General features: G+C 66.8%; 18 protein-coding genes. 12 read left to right on the forward strand and 6 right to left on the reverse strand.

Translation table 11 applies throughout. The features are described from left to right. Positions 1–8: 8 nt before the first annotated feature. A complete protein-coding gene (locus ACSFBF_RS28520; RefSeq protein ID WP_435472871.1) occupies positions 9–755 on the reverse strand; it encodes a glycosyltransferase in 747 nt (248 codons plus the stop codon). Positions 756–800: 45 nt separating this feature from the next. On the opposite strand from ACSFBF_RS28520, the gene ACSFBF_RS28525 reads away from it, so the two are divergent. From ACSFBF_RS28525 to ACSFBF_RS28540, 4 genes are all read left to right on the forward strand, one after another. Then, on the forward strand, positions 801–1898 hold the full coding sequence (locus ACSFBF_RS28525; protein WP_435472873.1) for a glycosyltransferase family 4 protein: 1098 nt from the start codon (positions 801–803) through the stop codon (positions 1896–1898). Positions 1899–1954: 56 nt separating this feature from the next. Beyond that, positions 1955–2848: an acetylglutamate kinase gene (argB, locus tag ACSFBF_RS28530; protein WP_093057279.1), complete on the forward strand. Its 894-nt coding sequence runs from the start codon at positions 1955–1957 to the stop codon at positions 2846–2848. 65 nt (positions 2849–2913) lie between these two features. After that, complete coding sequence (slmA, locus tag ACSFBF_RS28535) at positions 2914–3564, forward strand: nucleoid occlusion factor SlmA (RefSeq protein ID WP_435472875.1); 651 nt, start codon at positions 2914–2916, stop codon at positions 3562–3564. Positions 3565–3697: 133 nt separating this feature from the next. Next, complete coding sequence (locus ACSFBF_RS28540) at positions 3698–4585, forward strand: DMT family transporter (RefSeq protein WP_435472877.1); 888 nt, start codon at positions 3698–3700, stop codon at positions 4583–4585. Positions 4586–4602: 17 nt separating this feature from the next. Here the strand turns inward: ACSFBF_RS28540 and ACSFBF_RS28545 are convergent, their stop codons facing one another. Genes ACSFBF_RS28545 through ACSFBF_RS28560 form a run of 4 tightly spaced genes read right to left on the reverse strand, consistent with a single transcriptional unit; the run spans position 4603 to position 8891 of the window. After that, a complete protein-coding gene (locus ACSFBF_RS28545) occupies positions 4603–5661 on the reverse strand; it encodes a malate/lactate/ureidoglycolate dehydrogenase (RefSeq protein ID WP_435472879.1) in 1059 nt (352 codons plus the stop codon). A gap of 3 nt (positions 5662–5664) precedes the next feature. Further along, the gene (locus tag ACSFBF_RS28550) at positions 5665–6597 is read right to left on the reverse strand and encodes an SMP-30/gluconolactonase/LRE family protein (RefSeq protein WP_435472881.1); all 933 of its coding nucleotides are present in this window, start codon (positions 6595–6597) and stop codon (positions 5665–5667) included. Between the two features lie 20 nt (positions 6598–6617). Further along, the gene (locus tag ACSFBF_RS28555; RefSeq protein WP_435472883.1) at positions 6618–8144 is read right to left on the reverse strand and encodes a UxaA family hydrolase; all 1527 of its coding nucleotides are present in this window, start codon (positions 8142–8144) and stop codon (positions 6618–6620) included. 30 nt (positions 8145–8174) lie between these two features. Next, positions 8175–8891: a FadR/GntR family transcriptional regulator gene (locus tag ACSFBF_RS28560; protein WP_435472885.1), complete on the reverse strand. Its 717-nt coding sequence runs from the start codon at positions 8889–8891 to the stop codon at positions 8175–8177. Positions 8892–9026: 135 nt separating this feature from the next. On the opposite strand from ACSFBF_RS28560, the gene ACSFBF_RS28565 reads away from it, so the two are divergent. The 4 genes from ACSFBF_RS28565 to ACSFBF_RS28580 are packed head-to-tail and all read left to right on the forward strand — an operon-like array spanning position 9027 to position 12255. After that, entirely contained in the window at positions 9027–9761 is a 735-nt protein-coding gene (locus ACSFBF_RS28565) for an SDR family oxidoreductase (RefSeq protein WP_435472886.1), read from the forward strand. Then, on the forward strand, positions 9758–10522 hold the full coding sequence (locus ACSFBF_RS28570) for an SDR family NAD(P)-dependent oxidoreductase (RefSeq protein WP_435472888.1): 765 nt from the start codon (positions 9758–9760) through the stop codon (positions 10520–10522). Before ACSFBF_RS28565 ends, ACSFBF_RS28570 begins: the two co-directional genes overlap by 4 nt. A 26-nt stretch (positions 10523–10548) precedes the next feature. Beyond that, entirely contained in the window at positions 10549–11397 is an 849-nt protein-coding gene (locus tag ACSFBF_RS28575) for a fumarylacetoacetate hydrolase family protein (RefSeq protein WP_093057288.1), read from the forward strand. 27 nt (positions 11398–11424) lie between these two features. Further along, positions 11425–12255: an AraC family ligand binding domain-containing protein gene (locus ACSFBF_RS28580; RefSeq protein ID WP_435472891.1), complete on the forward strand. Its 831-nt coding sequence runs from the start codon at positions 11425–11427 to the stop codon at positions 12253–12255. A gap of 3 nt (positions 12256–12258) precedes the next feature. Here the strand turns inward: ACSFBF_RS28580 and ACSFBF_RS28585 are convergent, their stop codons facing one another. Beyond that, positions 12259–13146 carry a LysR family transcriptional regulator gene (locus ACSFBF_RS28585; protein WP_435472893.1) on the reverse strand — a complete coding sequence of 296 codons (888 nt, stop codon included), beginning with the start codon at positions 13144–13146 and terminating at the stop codon, positions 12259–12261. Between the two features lie 123 nt (positions 13147–13269). Between ACSFBF_RS28585 and ACSFBF_RS28590 the strand changes: the two genes are divergently transcribed. The 4 genes from ACSFBF_RS28590 (at position 13270) to ACSFBF_RS28605 (ending at position 17230) form a co-directional block, all read left to right on the forward strand. After that, a complete protein-coding gene (locus ACSFBF_RS28590; RefSeq protein ID WP_435472895.1) occupies positions 13270–14028 on the forward strand; it encodes an SDR family oxidoreductase in 759 nt (252 codons plus the stop codon). A 146-nt stretch (positions 14029–14174) separates the two neighbouring features. Next, positions 14175–14870 (forward strand): TetR/AcrR family transcriptional regulator, encoded by a 696-nt coding sequence (locus ACSFBF_RS28595; protein WP_435472897.1) that lies wholly within the window; start codon positions 14175–14177, stop codon positions 14868–14870. A gap of 76 nt (positions 14871–14946) precedes the next feature. Then, positions 14947–16743: an acyl-CoA dehydrogenase C-terminal domain-containing protein gene (locus ACSFBF_RS28600; protein ID WP_435472899.1), complete on the forward strand. Its 1797-nt coding sequence runs from the start codon at positions 14947–14949 to the stop codon at positions 16741–16743. 52 nt (positions 16744–16795) lie between these two features. Then, entirely contained in the window at positions 16796–17230 is a 435-nt protein-coding gene (locus tag ACSFBF_RS28605; protein WP_435472901.1) for a DUF2147 domain-containing protein, read from the forward strand. Positions 17231–17238: the final 8 nt, after the last annotated feature.

A 17238-nucleotide genomic window follows, 5' to 3' on the forward strand; every position in this document is an offset into this window, starting at 1 on the left:
TGACTTAATCAGCCGCGGAGCCGCCAGTACCGCCAGAACGACCCCGACAGCCACACCTTCAGCAGGCTGGTCACGTGCCAGTACAGGTATTTCTTGCTCCGGTGGCTTTCTCGTTGCGCGTCATGCCGGGCGACCAAGTCTTCGCCGACCTGCAGTTTCCAGCCTGCGAGCCGGGTGCGGGCGCAGATGTCGAAGTCCTCGCCGTACATGAAGAATTTCTCGTCGAAGCCGCCGAGCTGCCGGTAGACCTCGCTGCGAAACAGCATGAACAGCCCCGGAATCCACGCCGGCACCGCCGGCCGCACATAGCCGGGCTTCTTTCTTCCTACGATTTCAAGCGGCGTGAGCAGTGCCCGGTGCGGCTCTGGCTCGGCCTTGCCGGGCTCCAGGATGCGCGGCGTCAGCAGACCGGCGTCGGCCGCGGCTTGCGCGAGCAGCGGCGTCAGCACGTCGCTGTCGAAGCGGATGTCAGGGTTGAGCACCAGGAACCACGGCGTGCCGCAGCGCTCGAAGGCCTGGTTGTGATTGGCACCGAAGCCCTTGGGGCTCGCGTTCTCGATCCGCTCCACCTCGAAGCCCCAGCTGCGGCCAGCGAGCACATCGGGCTCGGGAATGTTCAATGTGAGCAAAACCTTGTCGATGACTTCGCGGCTGTGGCGGTCCAACTGCTCGAGCAGCGGCAGCACCAGCGCGAGCTGGCCGTGACTCACGATTGAAATGGTGATGGGGGGGCGGGGGGAGGGGGGCGTGGGCATGGTCTAATTTCGCTCGGGAATTCTAGGGTTCCCCAACCCCCACACATGATTGCTCTGATCGTCATCAGTTTCTTCGTCGCTGCCTTCTCGGTTCAGCTGTTCATGCGCCGCGCGCGCAGGCATGCCCGCCTCTACGGCGCCGACATGCCCCAGCGCTTCCATAAAGGCCACGTGCCGCGCCTGGGCGGTGCGGGCATCCTGGTGGGCATGGGGGTGGCCTGGCTGGCGGCGGGCATCACCGGCACCGATCCGTTCAACGTGTCGTGGCCCGTCAAGACCTCGATGCTCACGCTGCTGTGCATTGCGCCGGCGGTGCTGGGCGGCATCGTCGAAGACGTCACCCAGAACGTGAAGGTGCGCTACCGGCTGGGGCTCACCATCGGCTCGGCGCTGCTCGTGTGCTGGCTGCTGGGGCTGGGCGTGGCACGCACCGGCTTCGAGACGGTCGACGGCTGGCTGGCGATGATTCCGTATGCCACCGTGCTGTTCGCAGCCTTGGCCATCGGCGGCCTGCCGCATGCCTTCAACATCATCGACGGCTACAACGGGCTCGCGGGCACGGTCGCCGTGCTGGTCTGCCTGGCAATTTCCCACGTGGCGCTGCAGGTGGGCGACCGGCAACTGGCGGCCATGGTGATCTGCCTGGTCGGCGCCACCTTCGGCTTCCTGGTCTGGAACTACCCGCGCGGCAAGATCTTCGCTGGAGACGGCGGGGCCTACGTCTGGGGCATGGTGATCGCCGTGGCCTGCGTGACGCTGGTGCAGCGGCACCGCGTGGTGTCGCCCTGGTTCCCGATGCTGCTGCTGATCTACCCGGTGTGGGAGACGCTGTTTTCGATCTACCGCAAGCTGGCGCGCGGCCAGTCGCCCGGCACGGCCGATGCGCTGCATTTCCACCAGCTGATCTTCCGCCGCATCGTGCGCGTGGCTTTCGCGGACGACGAAGCCCGGCAGCTGCTGGCGCGCAACAACCGCACTTCGCCGTACCTCTGGATGTTTGCCGCGCTGTCGGTGGTGCCGGCCGTGCTGTTCTGGAACAACACGATCGTGCTGATGTTCTTCTGCCTGCTGTTCGTCACCACCTATGTGGGCGCGTACCTGATGATCGTGCGCTTCAAGGTCCCGCGCTGGCTGCGCCCCTGACGACGTCTTTCTTTGCGAGAATTTCTCCTGTCCTTCGCTTTGGAGCCTGACCGCCCATGACCGACCCCGTCCTCAACATCCCCCCGCGCGACAAGGCCGAGATCCTGGCCCAGGCGCTGCCGTACATCCGCAAGTTCCACGGCAAGACCATCGTCATCAAGTACGGCGGCAATGCCATGACCGATCCGGCGCTGCAGGCCGACTTCGCCGAAGACGTGGTGCTGCTCAAGCTGGTCGGCATGAACCCGGTGGTGGTGCACGGCGGCGGTCCGCAGATCGAGGCGGCGCTCAATCGTCTGGGCAAGAAGGGCAGCTTCATCCAGGGCATGCGCGTCACCGACGCCGAAACCATGGAAGTCGTCGAATGGGTGCTGGCCGGCGAGGTGCAGCAGGACATCGTGGGCCTGATCAACCAGGCCGGCGGCAAGGCGGTAGGCCTCACGGGGCGCGACGGCGGGCTGATCCGCGCGCAAAAGCTCAAGCTGGCCGACCGCGCCGACCCCAACGTGCACCATGACGTGGGCCAGGTCGGCGACATCGTCTCCATCGACCCCAGCGTGGTCAAGGCGCTGCAGGACGACGCCTTCATCCCCGTCGTCAGCCCCATCGGCTTCGGAGAGGACAACGAAAGCTACAACATCAACGCCGACGTCGTGGCCGGCAAGCTAGCCACCGTGCTCAAGGCCGAGAAGCTCATGCTCCTGACCAACACGCCCGGCGTGCTCGACAAGGACGGCAAGCTGCTCACCAACCTGAGCGCGCGCGAAATCGACGACCTGTTCGCCGACGGCACGATTTCGGGCGGCATGCTGCCCAAGATCGAAGGCGCGCTCGATGCGGCCAAGAGCGGCGTGAACGCGGTGCACATCATCGACGGCCGGGTGCCCCACGCGATGCTGCTGGAGATCCTGACCGACCAGGCCTACGGGACGATGATCCGCGCCCGCTGAACGGGTGGGCGCGTGCTCACTGCGCTGTGCGAGAATCAATTGATTACATCTTTGCACGCGCTCCCATGCAGAACGAAGAGACGACCAGTGCTTCCGGCGTAGAGTCCCCCGCGGAAACGCTCACCCCCCCGGCGCGCAAGCGCCCGAAGCCGGGTGAGCGGCGCGTGCAGATCCTGCAGGCGCTCGCTGCCATGCTCGAGCAGCCCGGTGCCGAGCGGGTCACCACCGCCGCGCTGGCCGCCCGGCTTGAAGTGAGCGAGGCCGCGCTTTATCGCCATTTCGCCAGCAAGGCCCAGATGTTCGAGGGCCTGATCGATTTCATCGAGCAGAGCGTCTTCACGCTGGTCAATCAGATCCTCGAGCGCGAGGGGGCCACCGGCGCCCAGCAGGCCGCCAAGATCCTCACGCTGCTGGTCCAGTTCGCCGAGCGCAACCCCGGCATGACCCGCGTCATGGTGGGCGACGCGCTGGTCTACGAGAACGAACGCCTGCAGCAGCGCATGAACCAGTTCTTCGACAAGATCGAAGCCACCCTGCGCCAGGTGTTGCGCGGGGCCGCCGCGGCCGACGGCTCGGCCACGCCCAGTGTCGATGCGCAGGTGCGTGCCGCGGCGCTCACGGCCTTCGTGGTGGGCCAGCTGCAGCGCTTTGCGCGCTCGGGTTTCCGCCGCGCACCGTCTGAACACCTCGAAGCCACGATCGCATTGATCGTTTGATTCGTCCTCGTCCTTTCCGGGGGGCGTCGACCGGCTCGCCTTGAGCCTTCGAGCGGAGTAGCATCAATGCGCCCCTTGCCACCGGGCCTCGGTGGCAAGCCAATGTTTGCGCAGGTTCCTCGACGGAGGGCGCATGCCCGATGACGCGCGCAACAACCGGCAGCCCACGCTGCAGACGATCCTCCTCACGGCGGTGGCCATGCTCGCGTTCGCGGCCAATTCGCTGCTGTGCCGGCTCGCGCTGCAGCGCGAAGGCATCGACGCGGCGAGCTTCGGCAGCGTCAGGCTCGTGGCGGGAGCGCTCATGCTGGGGCTCATCGTCCGGTTCAGGGCACAGCCGCCAGCCACGTCCGCCCGCGTCGACTGGCTGGCCGCCGTCATGCTGTTCGGCTATGTCGCGTTCTTCTCCTTCGCCTACCTCAGCCTGCCGGCGGGCACGGGCGCGCTGATCCTGTTCGGCGCGGTCCAACTGACGATGTTCGGCGTGGGCTTGCGCTCCGGCGGCGAGCGCTTCGGGGCTCTCGCGTGGTTCGGCTTCGTCCTGGCGGCTGGCGGACTCGTCTACCTGGTGTCTCCGGGCATCGCCGCGCCACCGCTTCTCGGCGCCGTGCTGATGGCGATCGCGGGTGTGGCTTGGGGCGTGTATTCCTTGCGCGGCCGTGGCGTGGCTGACCCGTTGGCCGCTACGGCGCGCAACTTCACGCGAGCCGTGCCGCTAGCCTTGGCGTTGAGCCTGGTGTTCGCGGCCAGCGCTCGCGTGGACGCGACGGGCCTTGTGCTTGCCGTGGCTTCCGGCGCGTTGACTTCGGGCCTCGGCTACGCGGTCTGGTATGCGGCGCTGAGCCGCCTTTCGGCCATGCGCGCGGCCACCGTGCAGTTGTCGGTGCCGCTCCTGGCTGCGTTCGGCGGCGTGCTGTTCCTGTCGGAGGCGATCACGCCGCGGCTGGCGGCTGCTTCGGTGGCAATTCTGGGAGGCATCGCGCTGGTGCTGAGCCAGAAGTCGCGAAGCGCCCGTCGGTAGCAGCCGGCGTCAAAGCCCTACGCGACGGCCACGCCTACCTTGGCTCCCGCCGCGACGATTTCTCCCCACGTCGCGTCATCCACCCAGATTCCGTCCTTGCGCCGCGCCGTGCGCGCCTTGCGCTCTGGCTCGCCGGCAATCTGCACTTCGTCAAAACCTTGCCCCGGCGGGCTCTGCCGCAGCCAGTCGACGAATTCCCGCGCCTCTTCATCGAAGGACTTCTGCGTGCCCAGCCGCGCCGGGTCGATCAGCACAGTCAGCATGCCGTTCAACACCGTGCGCGCCGTGTCCGCTGGCCGGTGCCACGTGCCGCCGCCCGTGAGCGCACCGCCGAGCAGCTCGCACGCCACAGCCATCCCGTAGCCCTTGTGCTCCCCGAAAGTCATGAGCGCGCCGAAGAGCCCGTTGCCCTGCGGCACCACCACCACGCCCGGGTCGTTGGTTGGTGCGCCGTTTTCGTCGATCAGGTAGCCGTCGGGCACGCGCTCGCCCTTGTTGTGCGCAACGCGCATCTTTCCCTGCGCCACGCGGCTGGTCGCGTAGTCGAGCACGAAGGGCTCGGCGCCGGCCAGCGGAATGCCGATGCAGCACGGGTTGGTGCCGAAGCGCCCGTCGCCGCCGCCCCAAGGCGCGACCACCGGGCGCGACAGCACGTTGACGAAGTGCATGGCCACCAGCCCCTGCGCCGTCGCCATCTCCGCGAAATGCCCGATGCGCCCCAGGTGGTGCGCATGCGAGAGCGTGAAGATGCAACTGCCGTGCTGCTTGGCCCGCGCGATGCCGAGCTCCATCGCCTGCACGCCGACGATCTGCCCGTAGCCGTGCTGGCCGTCGAGGCCCATCAGCGTGCCGATGTCGAGGTTGACGCGCACCGCAGCATTCGGCTTCAGCCCGCCCTCGGCCACTGCATCGACGTAGCGCGGCAGCATGCCCACGCCGTGCGAGTCGTGGCCGCTCAGGTTCGCCAGCACGAGGTTGGCCGCCACCTGCTGCGCTTCGGCCGGCGAACTGCCTGCGGCCTCGAGGATGCGGGCAACGGTGGCTTGCAGGCCATTGGCCTCCAGTGTTCTGGACATGGATCAGACTCCCTTCGCGTTCAGCGTGATGGCATAGAGCGACGTGGTCGCGCAGATGAAAAGGCGGTTGCGCTTGGGCCCGCCGAAGCACACGTTGGCCACGCGCTCGGGAATCAGAATCTTGCCGAGCAGCGTGCCGTCGGGGTGGTAGGCGTGTACGCCGTCGAGCGCGCTGGTCCAGATGCGGCCTTCGGTGTCGAGCCGGAAGCCGTCGAACAGCCCGTTGGTGCACTCGGCGAACACCTCGCCGCCGTCAAGTCTCTTGGCATAGGGGCCGACACTGAACCGGCGGATGTGCCGCGGCCCGTCCGCCGCGTGGCTCGCGCCCGTGTCGGCGATGTACAGCGTCGATTCGTCGGGCGAGAACGCCAGGCCGTTGGGCTTCACGAAATCGTCGGCCATGCGTTCGACCTCGCCGCTCGCCGGGTCGATGCGGTAGACGTGGCAGGCACCGATCTCGCTGTCTGCCTTCAGGCCTTCGTAGTCGGAGAGGATGCCGTAGCTCGGGTCGGTGAACCACACGGCGCCGTCCGAATGCACGACCACGTCGTTCGGCGAATTGAGCCGCTTGCCTTGCCAGTGCGAGGCCAGCACGGTGATCGTGCCGTCGTGCTCGGTGCGCGTCACGCGCCGCGTGAGGTGCTCGCAGCTCACGAGCCGGCCTTGTCGGTCGACCGTGTTGCCGTTCGTGTTGTTCGCGGGCTCGCGGAAGATGCCGACCGTGTCGTTGACCTCGTCGTAACGCAGCATGCGGTTGTTCGGAATGTCCGACCACACCAGCGAGCGGTGCGCGGCGAACCAGGCGGGGCCTTCGCACCAGCGCGCGCCGGTCCACAGCCGCTGCACGCGTTCGGGGCCGGGAATGCAAGACTTGAAGCGAGGGTCTCGGTGCTCGAAGCCGGTGCCCTCGAGAAAGCCGAAAGGGAGGTTGGCCATGCTGTTCCTTGTCGATAGGTTCACATCACCGCGCCGACCTGCCATGGCACGAACTCGTTCTGGCCGTAGCCGTGCTGCTCGCTCTTCGAATATGCGCCCGAGGCGGTCGCGAGCACCAGTTCGAAGATGCGCTGGCCCATCTCCTGGATCGACGCCGTGCCGTCAACGATCTCGCCGCAGTTGATGTCCATGTCTTCCTCCTGCCGCTGCCATAGCGCGGAGTTGGTCGCGAGCTTGAGAGAGGGCGATGGCGCGCAGCCATACGCCGAGCCGCGCCCGGTCGTGAAGCAGATCAGGTTGGCGCCGCCGGCCACCTGGCCCGTGGCGCTCACGGGGTCGTAGCCCGGCGTGTCCATATAGACGAAGCCGTGCGCGGTGACGGGCTCTGCGTATTCGTACACCGCCTCGAGGTTGCTGGTGCCGCCCTTGGCGACCGCGCCCAGCGACTTTTCGAGGATGGTGGTGAGCCCGCCCGCCTTGTTGCCCGGCGAGGGGTTGTTGTTCATCTCGCCCTCGTTGATTTCGGTGTAGTGCTCCCACCACTTGATGCGGTCCACCAGCTTCTGGCCGACTTCGCGCTTCACCGCGCGGCGCGTGAGCAGGTGCTCGGCGCCGTACACCTCGGGCGTTTCGCTGAGGATGGCCGTGCCGCCGTGCGCCACCAGCAGGTCGACCGCCGCGCCCAGCGCCGGGTTGGCGCTGATGCCCGAGTAGCCGTCGGAGCCGCCGCACTGCAGCCCGATGGTGATGTGCGCCGCACTGCACGGCTCGCGCTTCACCGCGTTGGCGCGCGGCAGCATCTCGTTGATGAGCGCCACGCCTTTCTCGACCGTCTTGCGCGTGCCGCCCGTGTCCTGGATGTTGAAGGTGCGAAAGTTCTCGCCCTCGGCCAGATGGCCGGTCGCGAGCCAGGCGTTGATCTGGTTGGCCTCGCAGCCGAGCCCGACCACCAGCACGCCCGCGAAGTTCGGATGCGTGGCGTAACCCGTGAGCGTGCGCTCCAGAATCTGCATGCCCATGCCCTCGGTGTCCATGCCGCAGCCGGTGCCATGCGTGAGCGCGACCACGCCATCCACGTTCGGAAATGCCGCCAGCGCCTGCGGATTGGTCTTGCGCGAGAAATGGTCCGCAATGGCGCGCGCCGCCGTGGCCGAGCAGTTCACGCTGGTCAGCACGCCGATGTAGTTGCGCGTGGCCACGCGGCCGTCGGCGCGCCTGATGCCCATGAAGGTGGCTTCGCGCTTCGCGGGCGCGGGCTTCACATCGGCGCCGAAGGCGTAGTCGCGTTCGAAGTCTCCCTTGTCCGGGCCCATGTTCAGGTTCTGCGTGTGCACGTGCTCGCCCGCGGCAATGGGCTTGCTCGCGAACCCGATGATCTGGTTGTAGCGGCGCACCGGTTCGCCCTGGGCGATGTCGCGCATCGCGATCTTGTGGCCCGGCGGAATCAGGCCGCGCACGGCCACGCCTTCGACGACGGTGCCGCCGAGCAGTTGCGAACGCGCGATGACGACGTCATCGGCGGGGTGGAGTCGGATGTAGGGAGTCATCGTGAGTGCCTGCCGGCGCTTGTTTGTTTGTCAGGAGGCTTTCGCGCGGCGCCAGCTCGCGCTGAATCTCTGGTGGAACTTGTCCATATGTTGATGCATGGCATCGCGCGCGGCCACCGGGTCGCGCGCGGCGATGGCGTCGAGGATGGCTTCGTGCTCGCCGATGGCGGCCTGCCACGAGTCCATGGTCTCGAAGTAATCGATCATCCGCGCGAAGATCGGCCCGTGGCGCGACTCCAGGAAGCCCTGCACCGTCTCGGTCAACACCACGTTGCCGCAGGCGTTGACGATGGCCAGGTGAAAGGCGCGATCGCCCTCGTGCGGCACTTCGCTGCGCGCGGCCATCTCGCGCATCATCTTGATCGCGCGGCGTATGGCGTCCACGTCCTTGCGCTTGCCGTACTGGGCCGCGGTGGCGGCGGTCTCGCCCTCCACCATGCGACGCGCCCGGATGATCTCGAGCGGCCCCCATTCGGCGCCAGCTGCTCCATTGGCGGGCGGGGCCGTGCGGTGCGAGCGGTCGAGCACGTACACGCCCGAGCCGGTGCGGATCTCGACCCAGCCTTCCACCTCCAGCGCAATCAGCGCCTCGCGCACCGAGGGCCGGCTCACGCCCAACTGCTTGGCCAGGTCGCGCTCGGCCGGAATGCGCGCGCCCACCGCGAACTCGCCCTTGCCGATGAGCACGCGCAGCTGTTCGGCAATCTGGCGGTAGAGGCGCTGGGGTTCGAGGGTCTGGATCGGCACGGGGGAGCGAAAAGGGAGGTCGAGGGGCTTAAGGGTTGTCCTGAATTGGACAAGTGGTAAGGCCAATTCAGAATACGATACACCGCCCGCGCCATCATCGGGCCTAACCCGAAGACATGACCCGAGGAGACACCGATGAGATTGAAGGGAAAGACCGCGCTGGTCACCGCCGCCGGCCAGGGCATCGGCTACGCGAGCGTGCTGGCCATGGCCGCCGAGGGCGCGCAGGTCTGGGCCACCGACGTCAACGAGAAGCTGCTCGAACGCTACGCGGGCGTGCCCAACGTCACCGCGCTCAAGCTCGACGTGCTCGACAAGGCCGCCATCGGCGCGCTGGTGGCGAAGCTGCCCGCGCTCGACGTTCTCTTCAACTGCGCGGGCGTGGTGCACAACGGCACCATCGAGCAGGCCACCGACGACGACCTGCTGTTCGCCTTCAGCCTCAACGTGCGCGCCCAGATGTGGACCATCCAGGCCGTGCTGCCCGGCATGCTGGCGGCCGGGCGCGGCAGCATCATCAACATGGCGAGCGTGTGCTCCAGCATGAAGGGGCTGCCCAACCGCTTTGTCTACGGCACTACCAAGGCCGCGGTGCTGGGCCTCACCAAGAGTGTGGCGGCCGACTACGTGGCCCGGGGCATCCGCTGCAATGCCGTGTGCCCGGGCACGGTCGACACGCCATCGCTGGGCGACCGCATCAACGCCAATGCCGACCCTGAGGCCGCGCGCAAGGCCTTCATCGCGCGCCAGCCCATGGGCCGGCTCGCGCAGGCCGAAGAGATCGCGCCGGTGGTGGTGTTCCTCGCCAGCGACGAATCGGTCTTCGCCACCGGCCAGGCCTTCACCGTCGACGGCGGCATCACCATATGAACCAGCTCGACTTCAAGGGCCGCCACGCGGTCGTTACCGGTGGCGCCACGGGGCTCGGCTTCGGCATTGCGCAGCGGCTCGTGGCCTCGGGCGGCAGCGTCACGCTGTGGGACCGCGATGAAGACGCCGCCGCGAAAGCGGCCGAGTCGCTCGGCGAGAAGGCCTTCGCACTGAAGGTCGACGTGTCGCAGCAGCCTTCCGTCGCCAAGGCCGTGGCCGCCACGCTGGTGCACGCTCCACGCATCGACGCGCTGGTCAACAGCGCCGGCATCACTGGCCCCAACGTCAAGCTGTGGGACTACCCAGTGGACGACTGGCGCCAGGTGATGGACGTCAACATCAACGGCGTGTTCCTGTGCTGCCGCGAAGTGGTCGCGCAGATGCGAAAGCAGGGCACTGGCGGTAGCGGTGGCTATGGCCGCATCGTCAACATCGCCTCGGTGGCCGGCAAGGACGGCAACCCCAACGCCAGCGCCTACAGCGCGAGCAAGGCGGCCGTCATCGGCCTGACCAAGTCGCTCGGCAAGGAGCTGGCCGACACCGGCATCCGCGTGAACTGCGTGACGCCCGCGGCGGTGAAGACGGCCATCTTCGACCAGATGACGCCCGAGCACATCGCCTTCATGCTCTCGAAGATTCCCATGGGCCGCTTCGGCACGGTGGAGGAGGTGGCCGCGATGGTCGGCTGGCTCTGCACCGAAGATTGTTCGTTCTCCACCGGCGCGGTCTTCGACCTCTCCGGTGGCCGCTCCACGTACTGATCAATTCAATGCACTGAAAGGAAAGCATGAAACTCGTCCGCTACGGCAACCCCGGCAAGGAAAAGCCCGGCCTCATCGATGACAAGGGCCAGCTGCGCGACCTGAGCGCCGTCGTCAAGGACATCGGCCCCGAGCAACTGGGCGATGCTGCCATTGCCAAGCTGCGCAAGCAGAAGATCGACAAGCTGCCGCTGGTCAAGGGCAAGCCGCGCTTCGGCAGCCCCGTGGCCAACGTCGGCAAGTTCATCGCCATCGGCCTGAACTATGCCGACCACGCGGCCGAATCTGGCCTGCCGGTGCCCAAGGAGCCCGTGGTGTTCACCAAGGCCAACAGCTGCATCCAGGGCCCGAACGACCCGGTGATGCTGCCCAAGGGCTCGGTCAAGACCGACTGGGAAGTCGAGCTCGGCGTGGTCATCGGCACGCGCGCACGCTACGTGTCGCAAAAGAGCGCGCTCGACTACGTGGCCGGCTACTGCACCATCAACGACATCAGCGAGCGCGAATACCAGATCGAGCGCGGCGGCACCTGGGACAAGGGCAAGGGCTGCGACACCTTCGGCCCCCTCGGCCCCTGGCTGGTGACGCGCGACGAAATCGAGAACCCGCAGAAGCTCTCGATGTGGCTCGACCTGAACGGCCAGCGCGTGCAAACCGGCAGCACCAAGACCATGATCTTCAGCGTGGCCAAAATCGTGAGCTACGTGAGCCAGTTCATGACGCTGATGCCCGGCGACGTCATCACCACCGGCACGCCGCCCGGCGTGGGCATGGGCATGAAGCCGCCGCTGTTCCTGAAGAAGGGCGACGTGATGACGTTGGGCATCGAAGGCCTGGGCGAGCAGCGCCAGGAAGTGATTCCGTTCAAGCTCTGAACGAGGTTCTCTGAGATCATCCGGCGGATGAAGACGCCGCCGGACCATCGCTCGCAGGTCTTTGGAACGCCCTGGGAGGGCGTCCATGGCACCGCGATGGACAGTGCCCGCCACTACGGCAGGCACTGGCATTCGACCTACGGCGTCGGTCTGCTCGACCATGGCGCGCAAAGCTCGGCCAGCGGCCGCGGCAAGGTCGATGCCTATGCGGGCGACCTCATCACGACCAACCCTGGCGAAGTGCACGATGGCCGGCCGCTCGGTGGCCCGTCGCGTCGCTGGCGCATGGTGTATTTCGATGCGGCGGTGATGGCGGGCATGCGGGGCGGCGTTGCGATGGACGGCAGCGTCGAATTCACGCGGCCCGTGCTCAAGGACTTGCGGCTGGTGCAAACACTGCGCCGCCTGTTCGCTCGCCTCGATGATTGGCGCAATTGCGCCACGAGCGCCTCTGCAAGCGCCGAAGCCTTGGCCTGCGAAGAGTCGTTGGTCGAAGTCTGCGGCTTGCTGCTCGACGGCCATTCCACCGCCGTGCCGCAGCCCGAGATCGGCGGCAACGTGCGGCTGGTGCGCGAGCGCATCGCCGACGACCTGCTCGCCGCGCCCACGCTCGATGAGCTCGCAGCGATGGCCGGCCTCGGCAAGTTCCAGCTGCTGCGCCGCTTCCAGAAGGCCTATGGCGTGCCGCCTCACGCGTGGCTACTGCTGCAGCGCGCCGAACGCGCACGTGCCTTGATCCGCCGCGGCACGAGCCTCGCGGACACCGCCGCCGCAAGTGGCTTTGCGGACCAGAGCCACATGACGCGCATCTTCACGCGCCACTTCGGTTTCACGCCCGGCGCCTGGCAGCGGGCGTAGCGCTCAGCGCAGTACGCGGATCAGTTCGTCGTACACCAGCCGCACGCGCGCTGGCACCGGCGCACGCTGCGAGCGGTACACATAGATTGGCCATGGTTCGGGCGCGTCGGCCTCCAGCACCGGCACCAGCGCGCCGCGCTCGATCCAGGGCTCGGCCAGCGAGCCGATCAACTGGGCGAAGCCCAGGCCCGCGAGTACCGCAGCGCACTCGGTGTCGAAGTCGTCGGTGACGAAGGCCGGCGAGGTAACGGCCAGCTGGCGCTCCTTGCGGAACATCATTGGCCAGGGCCGGCCCGACTTGCGGTCGATCAATGCGGTGAGCGGCAGCGAGGCCAGCGCCTCGATCTTCTTCGGCACGCCGGTGCGCGCGATCAGCGAGGGCGCGGCCACCACGTGCAGCGCCATCCGGCCGACCGGCCGCGCGACGAAGCGGGCATCGCGCAGCGGGCCCACGCGCACGCCGATGTCGATCTGCTCGCCGACCACGTCGGCATGCGACTCCGAGACGCGCAGGTCGAGCACCAGGCCCGGGTGCGCGGCGATCATCGGCGCCAGCGCCCGCGGGATGAGCTGGCGCCCGAAGATGCCCGGCGCCGTGACCCGCACCGTGCCCTCGTGCTGCGACAGTGCGCGGCGGTCGGTGCGATGGAAGAGTTCGTCGACTCCGCTCAGGGCGGTGCGCGCCCGCTCCGAGAGCTGCCGACCGAAGTCGGTGAGCTGAACGCCGCGCGTGCTGCGGTGGAACAGCGGCTCGCCCAGCTCATCTTCCAGCTCGCGCACCGCACGCGTCACCACCTGTGGCGACACCGACAGCCGCACCGCCGCGTCGCGGAAGTTGGCGGCATCGGCAGCGGCGCAGAACACGCGCAGGGCTTCGAGGCGGTTGGACATGGTGTAGAGCGTTCCTCTTTAGGGAATTCTGAAGTCGCCAGAGTTTCATTTACGGGAACACGTGGATTTTCCACACTGCATGCACTTCTTCCATCTTTTTCCACACACCCGAAAGGAATTTCCATGACATCCGTTCAAGACAACATCAAGGGCAAGGTCGCCATCGTCACCGGCGCGAGCAGCGGGCTCGGCGAATCGACGGCGCGCCACCTGGCAGCGCGCGGCGCCAAGGTGGTGCTCGCGGCCCGCCGCACCGACCGGCTCGACAAGGTCGTCGCCGAGATCCGTGAAGCCGGCGGCGAGGCTATCGCCGTGGCCACCGACGTCGCCAGGCGCGCCGACCTCGACAAGCTCGCCGCAGCCACCGTCGAGGCCTTCGGCCGCATCGACGTGCTGGTCAACAACGCCGGCGTGATGCCGCTGTCGCCCCTCGACAAGCTCAGGGTCGACGAGTGGGACCGCACCATCGACGTCAACATCAAGGGCGTTCTCTACGGCATTGCCGCCGTGCTGCCGCGCATGCAGGCGCAGGGCAGCGGACACATCGTCAACGTCGCGTCCATTGCCGGACTGAAGGTGTTCACGCCCATCGGCACTGTCTACAGCGCGACCAAGCACGCGGTGCGCGCCATCTCCGAAGGCCTGCGCGTGGAAGTGGGCAACAGCGGCGTGCGCGTGACCATCGTGTCGCCCGGCGCGGTCGAGTCGGAGCTGAAGTTCGGCAGCACCGATGCCGAGTCCGCGGCGGGCGTGAAGGCGTTCTACGACGCCAACCAGATCCCGTCCGATTCGGTGGCGCGTGCCATCGTCTACGCGGTGGAGCAGCCGGCGAACGTGGACATCAACGAAGTGGTGCTGCGGCCGGTGTCGCAGGAGTTCTGAAGAGAGCTTCCCGAGGGGTAGGGATGGGGCCGATTGCGCCCCGTCCCGCATCAATTAACCTTCAATAACTGAAGGTTTCTTGCGGGCGAAAGTGGTAAAGCCCTGCAAAATAGAACGACCGTTCGTTTTTGCATGGAAATTCCACGATGACCGCAGCAGCCGTTCCCGCCAAGCCCGCTCGTGCCGCCCAGAAGGGCCAGCAGACCAAGGCCGTCATCGTCGACGCCGCGCTGGCGCTGGCCGCGCAGATCGGGCTCGAGGGCCTGTCGATTGGCGCGGTGGCTGAAATCACCAAGATGAGCAAATCGGGCGTGTTCGCCCACTTCGGCTCGCGCGAAGAACTTCAGATCTCGGTGGTGCGCGAATACCACGCGCGCTTCGAGCAGGAAGTGTTCTTCCCTGCCCTGAAGGCACCGCGCGGCCTGCCGCGCCTGCGCGCCATGTTTGCCAACTGGATGAAGCGCACCTCGACCGAAATCGACTCGGGCTGCATCTACATCAGCGGCGCTTCCGAATTCGACGACCGCCCGGGCCCGGTGCGCGACGCGCTGGTCGAGTCGGTCAGCATCTGGCAGGCGGCAGTGCTGCGCGCCATCGTGCAGTCGCAGAGCGAAGGCCATTTGCGCGCCGACGCCGACGAGCGCCAGGTGGCGTTCGAGATCCACGGGCTGATCCTCGCGCTGCACTACGAAGCGCGCTTCCTGCAGGTGCCCGGCTCCATCGGCCGCGCCAACATCGGCTTCGACAACATCCTCGCGCGCAGCGCCACGCCCGATGCGCCCAAGGCCAACACGGCTGCGGTGGCCGCGCCGGCCGGCCGCCGCCTCAAGACCGTGCGCTGAAGAAGCGCGCGGCCTGTCCCGTTTTCGTTTTCCCCTTTTTTCTTTTTCTATCTAGCTTCGACCAGGAGAGTTCCGGATGCCTACCTACAACCCACCCGTGCGCGACATGCAGTTCGTGCTGCACGAAGTGCTCAACGTCGCCGAGGAACTCAAGGCGCTTCCGGCCCATGCCGAGACCGATGCCGACACCATCAATGCGGTGATCGAAGAGGCCGGCAAGTTCGCCGCCGAAGTGACCTTCCCGCTCAACATCAGCGGCGATGAAGAGGGCTGCGTGCTCGACAAGACCACGCACGAAGTCAAGACGCCCAAGGGCTTCAAGGACGCCTACGCCAAGTACATCGAAGGCGGCTGGCCCGCGCTGTCGTGCGACCCGGCCTTCGGCGGCCAGGGCCTGCCGTTCGTGGTGAACCAGTGCCTGTTCGAAATGCTCAACAGCGCCAACCAAGCCTGGACCATGTACCCCGGCCTCTCGCACGGCGCATACGAGGCGCTGGCCGCCCACGGCACCGACGAGCAGAAGAAGACCTATCTGCCCAAGCTCACGAGCGGCGAATGGACCGGCACCATGTGCCTGACCGAACCCCATTGCGGCACCGACCTCGGCCTGCTGCGCACCAAGGCCGAGCCGCAGGCGGACGGCACCTACCGCATCACCGGCAGCAAGATCTTCATCTCGGCCGGCGAGCACGACATGACCAGCAACATCATTCACCTGGTGCTGGCTCGCCTGCCTGATGCGCCCAAGGGCAGCAAAGGCATCAGCCTGTTCGTGGTGCCGAAGTTCCATGTGAAGGCCGACGGCTCGCTCGGCGGGCGCAACCCGATCTTCTGCGCCGGCCTCGAACACAAGATGGGCATCCACGGCAACGCCACCGCGCAGATCGTGATCGAAGGCGCCACCGGCACGCTGGTGGGCGAGCCCAACAAGGGCCTGGCCGCGATGTTCGTGATGATGAACGCCGCACGCCTGGGCGTGGGCAACCAGTCGCTCGGCCTGACCGAAGTGGCCTACCAGAACGCCCTGGCCTACGCCAAGGACCGCATCCAGATGCGTTCACTTTCCGGCGTGAAGGCCAAGGACAAGGAAGCCGACCCCATCATCGTGCACCCCGACGTGCGCAAGATGCTGCTCACTGCCAAGGCGTATGCCGAAGGTGGCCGCGCTCTGCAAATTTTCTGCACGCTGCTGCTCGACAAGGAGCACAACCACCCCGACGAGAAGGTGCGCAAGGACTCCGGCGAGCTGGTCGCGCTGCTCACCCCCATCGTCAAGGCCTTCATCACCGACAACGGCCACGTTGCGACCAACGCCTGCATGCAGGTGTTCGGCGGCCACGGCTTCATCAAGGAATGGGGCATGGAGCAGTTTGTGCGCGACAACCGCATCAACATGATCTATGAAGGCACCAACACCATCCAGTCGCTGGACCTGCTGGGCCGCAAGGTGCTGGGCAACAACGGCGCCTCGCTGAAGAAGTTCGGCAAGCTGGTTGCGAAACTGGTGGAAGAAGAAGGCGTCAACGAGAAGATGGCCGAGTTCATCAACCCGATTGCGATGCTGGGCGACCAGCTCACCAAGTTCACCACCGAGATCGGCTTCAAGGGCTTCCAGAACCCCGACGAAGTGGGCGCCGCCGCTGTCGACTACCTGCGCGTGGCCGGTCACTTCGTGTTCGGCTACCTGTTCGCCCGCATGGCGCAAGTGGCCCTGCGCGAAATCGCCGCCGGCAACACCGACCCGTTCTACGTCGCCAAGCTGCAGACCGCGCGCTTCTACTTCGCCAAGCTGTTCCCCGAGACCGCAACGCTGATGCGCACCGCGCGCGCCGGCAGCAAGGTGCTGATGGACACCGACGCAGCACTGGCCTGAAGCAAGCCCTTTGCCTTCGCCTTTTCCTCCTTCACTTCGCCGGGAGACACGCATGAAGAAAACATTCGCCGCCGTTCTGTTCGCCGTCACCGCAGCCTCGGCCATGGCCCAGGTGACGCCGGTCGGCCTGTGGCGCAACGTTGACGACAAGACCGGTGAGGTCAAGGCCGAGATCCGCATCGATGAAACCAGCGGTGCGCTGCTCGGCCGCATCGAAAAGGCACTGGGCAAGGACGCCAAGCCCGGCGCCACTTGCGACGAATGCAGCGACGACCGCAAGGGCAAGCCCATGGTGGGCCTGGACATCATCCGCGGCGGCAAGAAAGCCGAGGGCAAGGACGTCTGGGAAGGCGGCAAGATCCTCGACCCCGAGAACGGCAAGGAATACCGCGCGAGCTACACACCCGTCGACGGCGGCAAGAAGCTCGAAGTGCGCGGCTATCTGGGCCCCTTCTGGCGTACTCAAACCTGGAACCGCGTGCAGTAAGTCTGCGC

The organism is Variovorax nivicola (assembly GCF_051216475.1).
Classification (GTDB): Bacteria; Pseudomonadota; Gammaproteobacteria; order Burkholderiales; family Burkholderiaceae_C; genus Variovorax.